At 63.8% G+C, this 15,300-nt stretch carries 14 protein-coding genes and 1 tRNA gene; 7 read left to right on the forward strand and 8 right to left on the reverse strand.

Annotated elements, in window-relative coordinates; translation table 11 throughout:
• The 7 genes from AC5Y47_RS25335 to AC5Y47_RS25365 all read right to left on the reverse strand — a co-directional run.
• The coding region (locus AC5Y47_RS25335) for a P-type ATPase actuator domain-containing protein (RefSeq protein WP_499947018.1) at window positions 1-600 on the reverse strand (600 nt) is incomplete at its 3' end.
• A 16-nt stretch (window positions 601-616) separates the two neighbouring features.
• The gene (gene kdpA / locus AC5Y47_RS25340) at window positions 617-2,287 is read right to left on the reverse strand and encodes a potassium-transporting ATPase subunit KdpA (RefSeq protein ID WP_499947004.1); all 1,671 of its coding nucleotides are present in this window, start codon (window positions 2,285-2,287) and stop codon (window positions 617-619) included.
• Complete coding sequence (locus AC5Y47_RS25345; protein WP_499947005.1) at window positions 2,287-2,376, reverse strand: potassium-transporting ATPase subunit F; 90 nt, start codon at window positions 2,374-2,376, stop codon at window positions 2,287-2,289. Before AC5Y47_RS25345 ends, kdpA begins: the two co-directional genes overlap by 1 nt.
• A gap of 286 nt (window positions 2,377-2,662) precedes the next feature.
• Window positions 2,663-4,180 carry a sensor histidine kinase gene (locus AC5Y47_RS25350; protein WP_499947007.1) on the reverse strand — a complete coding sequence of 506 codons (1,518 nt, stop codon included), beginning with the start codon at window positions 4,178-4,180 and terminating at the stop codon, window positions 2,663-2,665.
• A gap of 7 nt (window positions 4,181-4,187) precedes the next feature.
• On the reverse strand, window positions 4,188-4,961 hold the full coding sequence (locus AC5Y47_RS25355) for a response regulator transcription factor (protein WP_499947008.1): 774 nt from the start codon (window positions 4,959-4,961) through the stop codon (window positions 4,188-4,190).
• A gap of 516 nt (window positions 4,962-5,477) precedes the next feature.
• Window positions 5,478-6,662: a PPE family protein, SVP subgroup gene (locus AC5Y47_RS25360; RefSeq protein ID WP_499947009.1), complete on the reverse strand. Its 1,185-nt coding sequence runs from the start codon at window positions 6,660-6,662 to the stop codon at window positions 5,478-5,480.
• A 65-nt stretch (window positions 6,663-6,727) separates the two neighbouring features.
• Window positions 6,728-7,606, reverse strand: coding sequence for a PPE family protein, SVP subgroup (locus AC5Y47_RS25365; RefSeq protein ID WP_499947010.1), 879 nt, complete (start codon window positions 7,604-7,606; stop codon window positions 6,728-6,730).
• A 351-nt stretch (window positions 7,607-7,957) separates the two neighbouring features.
• Here AC5Y47_RS25365 and AC5Y47_RS25370 point away from each other — a divergent pair.
• From AC5Y47_RS25370 to AC5Y47_RS25400, 7 genes are all read left to right on the forward strand, one after another.
• Window positions 7,958-8,031 (forward strand) — tRNA-Leu (locus tag AC5Y47_RS25370).
• A gap of 323 nt (window positions 8,032-8,354) precedes the next feature.
• The gene (locus AC5Y47_RS25375; RefSeq protein WP_499947011.1) at window positions 8,355-8,672 is read left to right on the forward strand and encodes a helix-turn-helix domain-containing protein; all 318 of its coding nucleotides are present in this window, start codon (window positions 8,355-8,357) and stop codon (window positions 8,670-8,672) included.
• A gap of 13 nt (window positions 8,673-8,685) precedes the next feature.
• Entirely contained in the window at window positions 8,686-9,918 is a 1,233-nt protein-coding gene (locus tag AC5Y47_RS25380; RefSeq protein ID WP_499947012.1) for a type II toxin-antitoxin system HipA family toxin, read from the forward strand.
• A 434-nt stretch (window positions 9,919-10,352) separates the two neighbouring features.
• On the forward strand, window positions 10,353-12,161 hold the full coding sequence (locus tag AC5Y47_RS25385) for a serine/threonine-protein kinase PknH/PknJ (RefSeq protein ID WP_499947013.1): 1,809 nt from the start codon (window positions 10,353-10,355) through the stop codon (window positions 12,159-12,161).
• A 99-nt stretch (window positions 12,162-12,260) separates the two neighbouring features.
• Window positions 12,261-13,259, forward strand: a complete 999-nt coding sequence (locus AC5Y47_RS25390) for a hypothetical protein (protein ID WP_499947014.1) — start codon at window positions 12,261-12,263, stop codon at window positions 13,257-13,259.
• Between the two features lie 158 nt (window positions 13,260-13,417).
• On the forward strand, window positions 13,418-13,738 hold the full coding sequence (locus AC5Y47_RS25395; RefSeq protein ID WP_499947015.1) for a DUF732 domain-containing protein: 321 nt from the start codon (window positions 13,418-13,420) through the stop codon (window positions 13,736-13,738).
• Between the two features lie 235 nt (window positions 13,739-13,973).
• A complete protein-coding gene (locus tag AC5Y47_RS25400) occupies window positions 13,974-14,249 on the forward strand; it encodes a hypothetical protein (RefSeq protein WP_499947016.1) in 276 nt (91 codons plus the stop codon).
• A 187-nt stretch (window positions 14,250-14,436) separates the two neighbouring features.
• On the opposite strand, the gene AC5Y47_RS25405 is transcribed toward AC5Y47_RS25400, so the two are convergent.
• On the reverse strand, window positions 14,437-15,300 hold an 864-nt coding region (locus AC5Y47_RS25405; protein ID WP_499947017.1), incomplete at its 5' end, for a Fic family protein.

Genomic DNA, 15,300 nt, shown 5'->3' on the forward strand with positions numbered 1-15,300 from the left:
GCCGGGTTTCTGGGTGATCTTGACGACGATGCGGTCCGAGAGCACGGTGGTGCCGCCGGTGACCGCGGACCGGTCGCCGCCCGATTCCCGGATCACCGGGGCGGATTCGCCGGTGATGGCCGATTCGTCCACCGAGGCAATGCCTTCCAGCACGTCACCGTCACCGGGTATCACCTGACCCGCGGTGATCACCACGATGTCACCTTGTCGCAGCAACGGCGCGGCGACCTCTTCGGGGGTTCCGGAACTGCCCGGCGACCAGTCGCTCAGTCGATGGGCGATGGTGTCGGCCTTGGACTTTCGCAGCGAATCGGCCTGGGCCTTGCCGCGACCCTCGGCCACCGCCTCGGCCAGGTTGGCGAACACCACGGTCAGCCACAGCCAGAAGACGGTGATCCAGCTGAACCAGGTGTTCTCACCGAACGCCAGCACCGTCGACCAGACCGCGCCGACCTCGACGATGAACATCACCGGGTTGCGCCACAGGGTACGCGGATCGAGCTTGCGTAGTGCGTCGGGCAACGACTTCACCAGCAGGGCGGGATCGAGCATTCCGCCCTGCATTTTCTGGGCCGGGGGGCGATGTGTTACCGAATCCATTGTGAGCGTCACTTTTTCAGTGGATCCCTTCGGCGAGCGGCCCGAGCGCCAGCGCGGGCAGGAAGGTGAGGGCAACCAGGATGACGGTCACCCCGATCACCAACCCGACGAACTGCGGCCGGTGGGTGGGCAGCGTGCCGCTGGACTCGGGCGTAACGGCTTGCCGGGCAAGGGAACCCGCCAGCGCTAGCACCAGAATGATCGGCAGGAACCGGCCCAGCAGCATCGCCAGGCCCAAAGCGGTGTTGTACCAGGCGGTGTTGGCCGATAGACCCGCGAAGGCCGAACCGTTGTTGTTGGCCGCGGAGGTGAACGCATACAACACCTCTGACAAGCCGTGCGGGCCGGAGTTGGCCATTCCGGCGCGTTGACCGGGCAGCGCCATCGCGACGGCGGTGCCGATCAGCACTATCAGGGGAGTGACCAGGAAATAGCTTGCCGCCAGCTTCATTTCGCGTGGCGTGACCTTCTTGCCCAGGTATTCCGGGGTGCGACCCACCATCAGCCCGGCGACGAACACCGTGAGGACGGCCAGGATGAGGATGCCGTACAAACCCGAGCCGGTGCCGCCGGGCGCCACCTCGCCCAGTTGCATGTTGAACATCGTCATCAGGCCACCCAGGCTGGTGTACGAGTCGTGGGTCGAGTCCACCGCGCCGGTGGACGTCAGGGTGGTGGCGTCGGCGAAGATCGCCGAGTCGGCTATCCCGAAGCGTTGTTCGACGCCTTCGCTGGCCGCACCGGCCGCCGTCGGGACGGTGCCGTGGTGCTGCAGTTGGAACAGCATCATCGCTGTGACGCTCAGCGTTGCCATCGACGCCACGACCGCGGCGATCGCGTAGCCCTGTTTCTTGCTGCCCACCATCCGGCCGAAGGTGCGCGGCAGCGAAAATGCGATGACCATCAGCAGGAAGATCTCGACCCAGTTTGTCCAGGCCGTCGGATTCTCGAACGGGTGAGCGGAATTGGCGTTGTAGAAGCCGCCGCCGTTGGTGCCGAGCAACTTGATCACCTCCTGGCTGGCAACCGGCCCGCCGGGGATGGTCTGCGGGGTTCCGGCCAGTGTGGTGGCGACCTGGTCGTGCAGGTGGAAGTTCTGCACGACGCCGCCGGCGACCAGGACGATCGCGCCGATGACACTGAGCGGCAACAGGATTCGCAGTGTGCCGCGGGTCAGGTCGACCCAGAAGTTGCCGAGTTCGTCGGTGTGGCGGCGGGCGAATCCGCGCACGAGTGCGACGGCCACGGCCATGCCGACCGCCGCGGACACGAAGTTCTGGACCGCCAGACCAGCCATCTGCACCAGATGGCCCTGCGTCGATTCGCCGGAATAGGCCTGCCAGTTGGTATTCGTGACGAAACTGACCGCTGTGTTCCAGGCCAGGGCCGGTGTCATCGGGGTTGCCGGGTCGGACAGGTGCAGCGGCAGCTTGTTCTGCACCAGCTGCAGGGCGAACAAGAAGACGATGCTGACCGCGGAGAACGCCAGCACGCTGCGCGCATAGGTCTTCCAGGTCTGTTCGGCCGAGGGGTCAGCGCCGATCATGCGATAGACGAAACGCTCGAGGCGCGAATGCTTTTCCGAGCTGTAGACGCGAAACATGTAGTCGCCTAACGGCACGTGCACCGCGGCGAGCGCGACGACGAGCGAGGCCAGGAACAGCACCCCGGCTGCGGTCTGGCTCATCAGAACTTCTCGGGATAGAGCAGCGCCGCGGCGAGTAACAGCGCGACGAAGACGGCCAGGACCAGACCTACCGTGTTCGCGATGTTCATGAATCCAGCCTCAGCAATGCGTTGAGCGCGGCGAAGATCGCCGCGGTCAGCGCGAGGTAGGCCACCACCGACATTTCCGTCTCCACTTCCGCGCCAGTCGATCCCCCGGTGTGAGGGCCAGCTGGAACGCTAGGCGTGGCGAAGGTCGGGCAGCTGCCGCCTTGACGGTTTCTTTACGCTTGCCCCCACGCTCTTTACGCGGGTCACCTTACCTGGCGCGAGCAGACGCAAAAGCCCCCAGAAAGGGCCCTTTCTGGGGGCTTTTGCGTCTGCTCGCGGGGAGGGGCTAGGCGACGGAGGCGGGGTCGATCATCGGTAGCCGCACCCGAAACACCGTCAGTCCATTGGCGGATTCGGCCGACACCGTGCCTTCGTGTGCCTTGACGATCGAGTTGACGATGGCCAGGCCCAGACCGTGGCCGGATCCGTTGGAGCGCGACTTGTCGGCGCGAACGAAGCGCTCGAACAGGTGGGGCAGAACGTCGGGGTCGATGTCGGGCCCGTCGTCGGTAACCGTCAGTTCCACGTAGGGTCCGGCGATGCCTTCGGTGCTGGTGTGGTGACAGGTGATCCCCGTCGTGACGGTGACATCGGGGGGAGTGTGCACCCACGCGTTGGTCAGCAGATTGCTGAGCAGCTGGTGCAGCCGGGCACGGTCCCCGTTGACCCACACCGGTTCTTCGGGCAGGTCCTTGGCCCACCGGTGCGTGGGTGCGGCCACGGCAACGTCGTTCACCGCGTTGATCACCAGGTCGGCGAAGTCGAGTTCCTCGGTTTGCAGGTCCTGGCCTTCGCCCAGTCGGGACAGCAGCAGCAGTTCATCGACCAGTGACGCCATGCGGCGCGCCTCGGACTCGATGCGCGCCAGCGCGTATTCGGTGGTCGGCGGCAGGGCCGAACTGTCTTGCCGGGTGAGTTCGGCGTAACCCTGAATGGCCGCCAGCGGTGTGCGCAACTCGTGGCTGGCGTCGGTGATGAATTGCCGCATGCGCAAATCGGATTCGACGCGATGCGCCAGCGCGCTGTCGACGTTGTCCAGCAACTTGTTCAGGGTGTGCCCGACGATTCCCACCTCGTTGTCCGGGTCGGTGTCCTCGGGTCGCACCCGCACCCGGATCTGGTGGTCATCGTGCGCGAGGGGCATCGCGGCCACCTCGGCGGCGGTGGCAGCGACCCGGCTCAACGGGCGAAGTGCGTAGCCCACCACCCACGCCGTCAGCGCGGCGGTGATCAGAATCGCGGTCGCGACCAGCGCGGTGGTGGTGAGCTGCTTACGGGCGATGATGTGGTCGGCGATGCTCAGTGAAACCCCGACCACCAGGCGGTCGGCGCCGGCGGTGCGGCTGTCGACCTGATGGGGTCCGAGGCTGCCCAGCGTCTCGATTCGGGACGCGCCGTCGGACCAGGACTGCGATTCGATCGCCTGGATGACGTCGGGTGGCGCCGGCCGTGGCTCGTCCTCGGAGAAGACGGCGGAACCGATGACTTTTCCGTCGCGCAGCACCGCGATCATGTTCCCCGGGGTTTGTCCGGTGAATTCGAGCAGCGCCTGCGACACCGGCGGTATGCCGGTGTGTACCGACGTGTGTTCCCCGTTGCGGTACCTGGCGTACGCATGGGTGAGGGCATGCATGGATTCGGCGACTTCGGCGTCGTTCATCGCGGTGACATAACCGCGCAGGGTCAGCACCGAGACCGCGCCGACGGCCACCAGCACCACCGTCACGACGCTCAAGACGCCGAGCAACAGCTGGCGGCGAAGGGAACGGGGGAAGAACCGCGGGGTGTAGCGATCCCCCGTCATGCCGAACTCATTCGGGGGGTCGGAGCATGTATCCAATTCCACGCACGGTGTGGATCATCGGCTCTCTGTCTGCGTCGATCTTCTTCCTCAAGTAGGAAATGTACAGGTCGACGATGCTGGTGCGGCCGGCGAAGTCGTAGTTCCACACCCGGTCGAGGATCTCGGTGCGGCTCAGAGCGCGCCGCGGATTGCGCATCAGGAAGCGGAGCAGTTCGAACTCGGTCGAAGACAGCGACATCGGGGTGCCGCCCCGGGTCACCTCCCGGCTGGCCGCGTCCAATTTGAGGTCGCCGACCTTGAGTGATTCGTCGGCGGGCGGCGCCAGATGGCTGGAGCGGCGCAGCAACCCACGCAGTCGGGCGACCAGCTCCTCCAGGCTGAACGGCTTGGTCATGTAGTCGTCGGCGCCGGCGGTCAGGCCCGTCACCCGATCCATCACCGAGTCACGGGCGGTGAGGAACAGCGTGGGTGTGTAGGAGTCTGATTCCCGCACCCGCTGCAGAATCTGCAGGCCGTCCACGTCGGGCAGCATGATGTCGAGGACCAGCACATCGGGGCTGATTTTGTCGAACTTGGCGATCGCCTCGCGCCCGTTGTGCGCGATCTCGACGTCCCAGCCCTCGTAGTGCAGCGCCATCTTGACCAGGTTGGTCAGGGCCGGTTCGTCGTCTACCAGCAACACTCGGATGGGTGAACCGTCAGCCCGGTTAATCCGCGGCAGCTGCCCAAGAATCGCCTGGCGCGGACGCTGCCCGCGCCCGTATCCCGTCATCGCTGTCATATTGGAGCATTCTTTCAACCACATATGTTGTTGTCACTGTCTTCATAGACTTCTCAAATGTCATGATGCCAGCAATTGCCGACGGACGGTCTTCTGCCTATGAGTCGGACGTGCATCGGTGCCGGGTGCGTGGCGTTGCAGCTAGATCAAAAATGCTGTGATACAAGGGTGTTGACTACCGGGACCAAGCGGGATGGACGGTGTCCGACGGGTCGGTGATAGTGAACGGGTGCGGTCCCAAAACCGGTGGCGAATGCGTCGAATACGGTGCGGGGACGGTTGCCGACGGGCTGGCGGCGCGTTGCGCGTCGACGGGCGGCAGAGCCCGCGCCGAGGCTGCCGATGGCCCCGCCTTTTTGCCGTGCCGTCGCCGGGAGCCGTGGGTGCATCCGGGGTCGGGCAAACTTACGATCTCGTCAACCAAACCGGGCAAAGCAGCGTGGCCGCACACCTTTTCGGTGCGCGGCCACGCTGTTGGTTGCGGACCTGATGGGCGACCTGGCAGCCGCCGAACCGCTACACGACCACCTGTTTGGGCATGACGATCGGCCGGACGCCGTAGCGCGGGCCGGCGGCGGCACCGGCGCCCTTGGCGGCCGCGGCCATGCCGGGCATTCCGGCCATCATTCCCGGCGCAGCGGCTTCCTCGGCGACCGTCCAGCCGCTGCCCGCGAGCGCGGTCCCGGCTGTTTCCGCCAGCGGAGCCGCACCCGCCCAGCTGGCAGGCACCGACAGGCTGCCGACCAGAGCTGCCTCGCCCATGGCTGCGCCTCCGGCCGCTTCAGCAGCGCCGGTCAGTCCGGCGGCCGCCGCGGCAGCGGGGGCTGCGGTGGCTTCCACGGCCTCGGCCGCCGCGGCAGCGATGTTGGCGTCGATGGTGTGGGCGGCGAAGATGCCGTTGGGGATGGCGGCGAACATGAACCACGATGCCGTGACACCGATCTGCTGGATGCCGTTGAAGATCAGCGGGGTACCCAGCAGGCCGTCCAGCGAGGTCAGCAATTCCTGGACGGGGACCGGGAGCGCGTTGAACAGTCCGGTACCGATGGACGACGTGCCGAGCGCGAGGTTACCCAGCTCGCTCTGCAGGCCCGTGACGACGTCACCGAGGGAAGCGGCGGGTCCCACCGCCTGGGCGGCGGCGACGGCCGCGGCTTGGGCCCCGGCACCACCGGGGTTGGTTTCCGGTGCCAACGGGGTCATCGGGTCGAGAATCCCGGCGACCGCCGCGCTGGCCTGGTAGGTCGTCATCGCGATGACGTCCTGAACCCACATCTCCAGGTACTGGGCCTCGGTGGCCATGATGGCAGGGGTGTTGATGCCCAGGAAGTTCGTCGCGACGAGGGCGGCCAGCAGCGCTCGGTTGGCCGCGATCACCGCCGGGGGCACCGTGGCTGTGAAGGCCGCTTCGTAGGCGGCGGCCGATGCCGTGGCCTGGATGCCCGCCTGTTCGGCGGCCGCGGCTGTCGAGGCCAGCCACGCCACATAGGGCTGGGCTGCGGCCGCCGCTGCCGCCGATCCGCCGCCCGTCCACTGTTCGGTGGTCAGCGACGTGATGATCGACTCGTACTGGGCCGCAGTGGCGCTCAGCTCGGCGGCCAGGTTGTTCCAGGCGGTCGCGGCCGCCATCAGCGGTCCGGCGCCGGCGCCGGCGTACATGAGTCCGGAGTTGACTTCCGGGGGAAATCCGACGAAAGACATTGCTATCCCGTTCCTGTTGGCTTAATTCCGATAGGTGGCTACGTGGGGATCGATCGCGTCGGCGCTCAGACGCTCACCGGCTTCGGCATGACGATGGGCTTGACGCCGTAGCGCGGCGCACCGAATCCGGAGCTGTTGCGTGCGGCCGACGCGACGCCGGGCATCCCGGGGTAGAACCCGTTCGCCGTGGTGGCCGGCGCGGCGGTGGTCCAACCGGCCCCGGACAGGGCGCCGGTGGTCGAACTCGACACCAGGGTGGTCCCGGCGGCCCAGCTCGGTGGCACTGACATCGAGCCGACCAGCGTGGAGGTGCCGACGCCGGCCGAGACCGGTCCCATGGCCGCGCCGGTCAGGCCACCTTCGATGGCCGCGCCCTCGATGGCGGCGTCGGCGGCGATGTCCGCGGGGGCACCGAATCCCTCCGGGAAGAGGCCGCCGCTGGTCAGACCCAGCATGTTCGACGAGGCCGAGGCGAAGTTGCCGATCTCGTAGTTCATGACGTTGGCCATGTTGCCCGACAGGCTGAACGGCTGGTCGCCGAAGCTGGTGACGGGGCCACCGAGCAGGATGGCCAGGTTGTCGATGGCGTTGGTCGCCGGGGAAGAGGCCGCGGGGGCAGCCGCCGCGGAGCCCACGCCGTCGGCCAAGACGGCCGCGGCCGCGTTCGCGTCCTCGGATGCCTCGTAGGTGCCGCTGCTGAGTCCCAGAGTCTGCACGAACTGCTCTTGGATCGCCTGAGCCTCGGCGGCGATCTGCTGATAGAGGGCGCCGTAAGCGGTGAAGATTCCGGACTGAATGATGGAGACCTGGTCTGCGGCGGCCGGAGCGATGGCGGTGGTCGGCGTGGCAGCACCCGCGTTCTGCGCCGCCAATGCGCTACCGATGGCTCCCAACTGGGCAGCTGCGGCCGCCAGTTCCGCGGGTACCGCTGTCAAGAACGACATCTTCTGCTCCTTGTTTTTCGAAACATGGCCGGCCTTAACTCCCCGGTACCGACCCTGAATGTTTGCGTAACGGCTGCTGTGCGTTGGCGTAACGCTAGCCAGCTCACGACTCCACAGTTGCCGCGAAAAGGGGTGGGGTGACGGACGTTTACGGCTTCTTAACGCTGGCGTTCGTTGTTTTAACAAGGCTCTGGCGGCTGATACGGGCCTGTCATCTGGCCTCGTGGCCCATGTCCCACCTATCCGGGCGCGGCGCGCGATCATACGCAAGACGACGCGGTGGCGCACGTTGGGTCTGATGGCGGCAGAATGGTCCGGACTCGGCGGTCTGGAAGCTAGATTCGCCGCCGAGCCCCCATAGCCCAATTGGCAGAGGCAGCGGACTTAAAATCCGCCAAGTGTCGGTTCGAGTCCGACTGGGGGCACTGGAAAGTGCAGTTCAAACGTGGTGCGGGATGGCTAGCTCTGGACTTAGGAGTTCCGGACTCGATCTGCCTACCGACGGCCACGCGTTTTCGTCGATCCGCACCGAGCGCGCAGGAATCGTGTCTTTTCCCTGACCTATGGGCTTGTCGGTCAGGTTGACGCGCGACCGACGCAGACCGGCGATCTGCCTCGGTGCATTCCAATAGAGCGACCCCGGTTACAGGAACCAGGAAACTATAAAATGACACTATAGTAGAGCTATAGTCATTTTAAGGTGGGTGATCCCATGGCAAGGCGAGTGATTGCTCCGAACCGTGCCGCAATGGATGCTCTCGCGGTCCTTGGATCTCAGATTCGCCTCGCGCGGCACCAGCGGAACTGGACCGCCGAGAATCTCGGGGAGCGTGTCGGTGTAGGGCCGCGCACCATCACCGCTATGGAACGCGGCGCCCCTGGCGTGGCTATCGGCAGCGTGTTCAGTGCGGCCACGATCCTAGGCGTTCCGCTGTGGGGCGCCGATGACGACGAACTCGCACGGATGCGTCGGCGTGGTGAGGAACGCGTCGCACTGATCCCGTCTCGCGAGTACCAGCCACGAGCAACCGCAGTGGATGGTGGCCGTGACGCGCTCAACTTCTGATCGCAGCGCCTCCGTGCCCCGCGACGCATTCGTGTGGGTGTGGCTCCCCGGGCGCGCCGACCCGGTGGTGGCCGGACGGGTGCATTACCAACGTCACGGCCACCGGTTCGTGTTCGGCTACGGCCGCAGCTACCTCGAGCGCCCCGAGGCAATCAGCCTGTACACGCCGGAGCTCCCGTTGCGCGCCGGGTGGCAGGCACCTCAGCTCAATATGGTGATCGCTTCGGTACTGCGCGACGCCGGCCCTGACTCTTGGGGCCAGCGCGTCATCCTCGAGCGCATATACGGTGCCAAAAGCAAAGATGCTGACCCTGGTGACCTCGATCAGATCACCTACTTTCTGGAGTCAGGATCGAACCGGATCGGCGGACTGGACTTTCAGGAAAGCCCCGAGGTGTACGTGTCGCGAGGCACCTCGGCGACTCTCGACGAGCTGCACGCCGCGGCCGATGCCCTGCAGGAGGGACGCGATCTCTCCGATGATCTCGGCGCGGCATTGGTGCGGGCCACCTCGATCGGCGGTGCCCGGCCCAAGGCGCTGATCGACGTCGGAGGCGTCTCGCACATCGCCAAGTTCTCCGCGGCCTCAGATCCGTACCCAGTGGTCGGCGCGGAGGCGCTCGCCTTGGAGTTCGCACGGCGTGTTGGAATCGACACGACCAGTTCGTTCGTCACATCCTCCCTCGGACGCGACGTGCTTGTCATTGAGCGGTTCGACAGGCCGCCGGGAGGCGGTCGGCGCATCGTTGTTTCGGGACTCACCATGCTCGGGCTCGACGAGATAGAGGGGCGCTACGCCACCTACCCGGATCTGCTGGACGTGCTGCGCCGCATGGGGACCGACCCGGGTGTCGGCCGGCGGCTGTTCGATCGGCTCGTGTTCAACGTGGCGGTCGGCAACAACGATGATCACGCTCGGAACCACGCCGCGTTCTGGGACGGCTACGCACTTGAATTGACGCCCGCCTACGACCTGTGCCCGCAGATCCGGTCCGGTGAGACCTCGGCGCAGGCGATGGCCTTCGACCGCGACGGGACGCGCGACAGCTCATTCGCCGCGTGCGTGGCCGCCGCTCCGGTGTACGGCCTGACGGCAGCAGAGGCTCGTGACGTCATCGACGAGCAGGTCACCATCATCGAGCGCGACTGGGATGAGGTGGCCGACGTGGCCAGGCTGACGAAGGGTCAGCGAAACCTGCTGTGGCACAGGCAGATCCTCAACCCATTCGCGAGTTACGGATACTGACTGCAGTTGTGCTTCTCGCGCATCCGGACCGCGACACTGCGAGGCGGGCTCGGTGGTGGTCGTCTGCGTACCGGATGAGCGAGAGCGGCCTTCCCGTGACCGCAGCTGTGATACCTCCACATTTCTCGATCCGGTTACGCGCACGGCCGATGACTTCGGGTGTCACGAGGCTGTCACAACTCGCGCCGCACACCAGCGGGTGCCGACGAAGTTCACGGCCAAAACTGCTGGTGGGAGCGGCTGTCCGCAGTAGTTTTCGTCGCAGCGTCGAAAGCATCCGCAATACTGCCCCAGGTCGTCGGTGGCCGAAGCGTCCAGGGTCAAGGTGGTCGTTTCGTGTCCCATCAGCGTCTGCAACACCTTCACGTTGGCCCCGGCGGTCGATGTGTGGCAATGAGGCGGCATCACCAGCCCAGTCTGGGTACTATCCGCCCATGCCGTTAGCCAGCGGTGAGGTATTTGCCGGATACAAAATCATCCGGTTGCTTGGGTCCGGCGGAATGGGCGAGGTATACCTCGCGCAGCATCCACGCCTTCCGCGCTGGGACGCCCTTAAGCTCCTGCCCGGGGACTGGTCGGCCGACCCCGACTATAGGGTGCGCTTCAACCGCGAGGCCGATCTCGCTTCTACCCTTTGGCACCCTCATATCGTCGGGGTGCATGACCGTGGCGAGGAAGACGGCCAGCTGTGGATCTCGATGGACTTTGTTGACGGCCTTGACGCGGCCCAGCTCATGGCCAATCGGTATCCGTCAGGAATACCAGTTGACGATGTTGCTCGCATTGTCACGGCGGTCGCCAGCGCCCTCGACTACGCGCATAAACAAGGCCTTCTGCACCGAGACGTCAAGCCATCCAACATCATGTTGACCCACCTCGACGACGAAAGCGAACAGCGAATCTTATTGGCTGACTTCGGGATAGCCCGCGATATCAACGAAATCAGCGGACTTACCGCCACGAACATGGCTGTAGGGACCGTAGCGTACTCCGCGCCTGAGCAGTTACTAGGTGAGGACATTGACGGGCGAGCTGACCAGTACGCACTGGCCGCCACCGCCTACCACCTCTTGACCGGTTCCTTCCTATTCCCCCATTCGAATCCAATTGTGGTGAGCAATCGTCATATCAATAGCCGGCCGCCAGCGCTGAAACTCACGCGACCCGAACTGGCTAACCTCGATCCGGTATTGGCTATCGGCCTAGCGAAGCGGCCCGAAGATCGATACGACCGCTGTTCCGACTTCGCCCGCGTCCTGAGTGAACACATCAACGCCGTCGGTGCGTCAGCATCCTCGGCACCCACAGCATCAGCACTCAGGGCAGACTCCCCAGTAGAAGATGCGCCTCCGCGCTCCGACTCGGTCGATCCCGGAAAGCGTTGGAAGCAGCTATGGTTCGTAGTCGCCGCGTGCGCTGCGGTGATCATCGTCGCAGGGATCGTCTTCACTTGGCGACCTTGGGACCGGCACGTCACCCCGAACCCAGAGAGATCACCAGGAGCCCTGACTTCAACCGCGTCGATTCCGCCACGACCGCCTGCAACGTCACTTCAACCGCCCCCGCCGCCGTCCTTCTCGCCGAAGGCGATTGATCAGGTGCTGCTTACTGCTGAACAGTTGAGCAATGTGCTGGGAGTGCGGGTTACCAGCAACGCGAGCGGTGGTGGGGATGGTGCTCTCGCCATCCAATCCTCGTCCTACGGCATGTCGGATCATTCGGGACAGGTCAAGCCTCAGTCATGTGTGGGGGTGGCTTTCACCGGTGAGCGCGACGCCTACGCGGCTGCTGATCCTGAAGCGATCAAGGTTCAGATATTCGGCAGCAAATATGGCGGCGGTAGTAGCGGGTCAACCTACTACGTTGAGCAAGCAGCAGCGGTATTTGGCTCATCTGAACAGGCGCAGCAGATGGTTAAATCCGCTACAAATCAATGGAACTCGTGCAGCGGCAGCGAGGTAGACGTCACCCTCGGCTTTGAGAACGGTCGCGGTTTCAAGTTGGGCGATGTAGAAAGCGAAGGCGATTTGATCACCATCCGGATGGCGTCGTGGGGCGGTTTGAACGGATTGCACGCCTGCCAGCAAGCGCTGGGGATCCGCGCAAATGTCGTCGTAGAAGCCCGCACATGCCACGAGCCGTCGATCACGAACTTCAACTGGCAGGAGCCGGTCAACCCGGCATGGGCCTCGCCCACCGCTGCGCCGATTGCGAACGCCATGCTCAACAAGGTGAAGATCTGACGGGCGCGTAAGCCCGGCTGTCCGTATCGCAGGCCCTCAGCGAGGACGTATCGCAGTCAAACCCCGCACGTCAGTTCAGATGATGTCAGGATTTCGTACGTGGATAACCTGTTCTCGCACGCGCCGAAAGAACTTACCAACTCGGCCATGTGGGCGTGGATTCTCAGTTCCCTTCAGCGCGGTGACCACGAGCAACCGCGGTATGGGATCGCCAAGAACCTGCTGGCGCAGATGCGCATCCCTGTACCTGCCCCAGGTGACGTCGCGGAGCTACACACTGAGCGGTCTTTCAAACGGATCAACACAGGGGTCGTCGACATTCCTCGTCTCAAAGGGAGGCTGGATATCTACGTGCGAGTCGGCGGCCAATGCCCGTCGATTCTGTTCATTGAGAACAAGGTGGATGAGACCAAGCCGGAGGACTTGATCCGGCAGATCAAGGGATACGACGATCAGTTCGCGAGCATTATGACGCAGCTTCCCGGCTACGCGGCAGTTGTTTACCCGGCCTACTTTGGCTATGAGGAGTGGACCGCAGAACAGCTGATGATTCATGCACAGGGTTACGACGGTGATTTCGCTGCACGGCTCAAGGCGATCTCCGTCACCGACATGATCGCCGCATTCGAAGGGACTGGGTTCGGGACAGATCCTGTTCTGACGCAATTCTATTCATGGTTGGAGGTCAAGAAGAAGTTCGTCACGATACGCCGGAAGGCCCGGCTTGGGACGCACGCTTCTGTCTCAGACGTTATCGAGGCTGCCTACGGTGCAGGGTTCGGTGAGCTCCTAGAACGATTCATGGCGGGCTATCACCGCAGTGGAGGGTTCGAGGAAACCACCCAGGTACGCATTGACATCCGGAACATCAACTTCTTCAGGGGCGGTGCGACCCCCGTGACCATCAGATGGTTCTACAACAGCGGTTCGAACGGCCTCTACATTGGACTGCACATCGATGTCCAACGACTGACCGGGATCGACTTCTTCAACCGACTGCCAACGGATTTCGGGTACGAGCAAGACCAGAACTGGATCTTTGGCTACCTCAGGACCGAAGGTGATGTCGAACGATTCTGGCAATGGCGAACCGACTGAATTGCGTATGTCGCGGCAATCGACGCACCCGTTGGTCGTTTGGATCGAACTCAATGCCGGGTATACCCCGAGCAACGGGGCAACTCAAAAGACCAGCAGCCGCATGACGGACATCGTGGAGCGGGTTTGGTTCCGGGCGAAGCCAAAAGGAGCACAGGATGAAGAAGAAGACCTGGGCTTCGGTTTTGGTAGTGCCGCTGGCATTGGTATCGATTGGTGTCGCCCATGCCGATAGCAACGACGACGATTTTGTACAGCAGGCCCGTAGCATCGGCGTGAGTGGGGCTGCCGCTGATCTCATCAGCAATGCGCACGAGGTCTGCAAAAGTCTTGCTTCCGGAGGTAATCCGGACGACCTCGCGGATGCTTTCGTCTCCCAGATGGGCTTTAAGTCAGGCGTCGCTGCGAAGTTTGTTGCGACCTCGGTCACGCATTATTGTCCGCAGTACGGCAACCTGCCGTTCAAAAGACCGCATTAGCCCGAGACGTGGCTCCGGGCGCAGCACCTGTGATGTTTCCGAGATGACACGTGAGGCGATGGGTCGCGGCGAGGCGATGTGCAGAGGGAGTTGTTCCAGCGGTGCAAGTGGTCTCGTAGGCAGTTCTGCGCGCTCTGGCGGCTTTCATGACGAGAAAGGGGGCGAATGAATTGGTCAAGACGACGCGGTCACCGCGCATCTCACGCTCCTGCTGTGCACGGCGGCGAGCGCGGCAATGGTAGTGGTTTCGGCGTGCGGTGGGTCTTCGAGCCGATCTCCCAGTCAGAGCGCGTCCTATCAGCAGGGCTACAACGATGGCGCGAATTGGGCGCGCAAGAACTACGTTCAGCAGTCGGGGCCGCAGTCCGGGTTGCCCGACTACGTGGTGAACGATTGGTGCCGGTTGTTCCTCTCCCAATACCAGAACGGCCTCAACAAGCCGATGCCCGCCAGCACGACGGACTACACGCAGGGATGCTGCGAGGGGTTCGGGATTTTGCGCCACCACTGAGCATCGAAGGTAGAGGGAGCTATAAACACCGCCTTTAACCTTGAACCGCAATACGATACGGAATTACGCAGGGAAGGGCACAGAGAATCACCTTATCTCGCAGGCGATTCCGTGATCATAGTTCGTGGCGGAGATACCAAGCACTTTCTCTCACAACCTGATTCAACGAGCGCCGGATAGATCTCGGCTATGTGCTGGCTCGCTCTATTCTGCGTCCAAGGTCGTCTAGTTCGTCGAGCACGCGACTTGCGCCCCACACCTGGTCGCGCTTGCGGTCAGTTAGAGCGCGCAGGACGCCGGCGGCGTGCAGTCGATCGATTGCGGCGAACACGCTGCTCCGAGGTGCGTCGATCAGCGATGCGACATCGTTGGACGAAATGATCGGGTTCGATGGCAGTAACAGCAGCAGTTTGGCAGTGGCACTGTTGCGCCTGACGGCTCCGACCATGTTTTGCCAATCTGCAGGCATCTCCGCCAAACGTTGTGCAGTCGTGCGTGATTCGGCCGCCGCAATCTTTGCCGCGTTGACGAAGGTGGTTATCAGTGGGCGTAGGTCACCGGCGCGGTAGGTGTTGAGCGCCTCGAAGTAGCGATCGCGGTAAGCTACGAGCGCCGATGCCAGTGGGACGACCAGACGTGTCGTCGCTCCTCTTCTCCGAAGGATGGTGTTGACGAGTGCCCGGCCGATGCGGCCGTTTCCATCGGTGAAGGGGTGGATTGATTCGAACTGTGCATGCGCTATTGCCGCCTGAATCAGGACGGGCATGTCGGTCCTGTTCGCGAACATCACGAGGTCTTCCAGGTACGTCTGAACCATGTCGGGCGGGGGTGGAACGTAGAGCGCGTCTCGGGGCGAGTAATCGCTTCCGCCGATCCAGTTTTGGACGGTTCTTATCCGACCTGCTTCCGGTCCCACTAGCGGGTCGTTTCGCATCAGCGCCTCGTGTGCTCGCAGGATCGCGGCTGTCTCTACCGGCGCGTGGTGCCCGACGCTGGCGATCATTGCGTCTAGCGCCGTGGTCGCCGCAACCATCGAGACTGCGCTCGCGTT

This window comes from Mycobacterium sp. NGS22, assembly GCF_059813095.1.

Coding starts and splice junctions, on each gene's coding strand:
- AC5Y47_RS25345 (WP_499947005.1), bottom strand. CDS start 2,376: ATGAACATCGCGAACACGGTAGGTCTGGTCCTGGCCGTCTTCGTCGCG.
- AC5Y47_RS25375 (WP_499947011.1), top strand. CDS start 8,355: ATGGATGCTCTCGCGGTCCTTGGATCTCAGATTCGCCTCGCGCGGCAC.
- AC5Y47_RS25400 (WP_499947016.1), top strand. CDS start 13,974: ATGGTAGTGGTTTCGGCGTGCGGTGGGTCTTCGAGCCGATCTCCCAGT.
- AC5Y47_RS25355 (WP_499947008.1), bottom strand. CDS start 4,961: ATGACAGCGATGACGGGATACGGGCGCGGGCAGCGTCCGCGCCAGGCG.
- AC5Y47_RS25385 (WP_499947013.1), top strand. CDS start 10,353: ATGCCGTTAGCCAGCGGTGAGGTATTTGCCGGATACAAAATCATCCGG.
- AC5Y47_RS25365 (WP_499947010.1), bottom strand. CDS start 7,606: ATGTCGTTCTTGACAGCGGTACCCGCGGAACTGGCGGCCGCAGCTGCC.
- AC5Y47_RS25350 (WP_499947007.1), bottom strand. CDS start 4,180: ATGACGGGGGATCGCTACACCCCGCGGTTCTTCCCCCGTTCCCTTCGC.
- kdpA (WP_499947004.1), bottom strand. CDS start 2,287: ATGAGCCAGACCGCAGCCGGGGTGCTGTTCCTGGCCTCGCTCGTCGTC.
- AC5Y47_RS25395 (WP_499947015.1), top strand. CDS start 13,418: ATGAAGAAGAAGACCTGGGCTTCGGTTTTGGTAGTGCCGCTGGCATTG.
- AC5Y47_RS25360 (WP_499947009.1), bottom strand. CDS start 6,662: ATGTCTTTCGTCGGATTTCCCCCGGAAGTCAACTCCGGACTCATGTAC.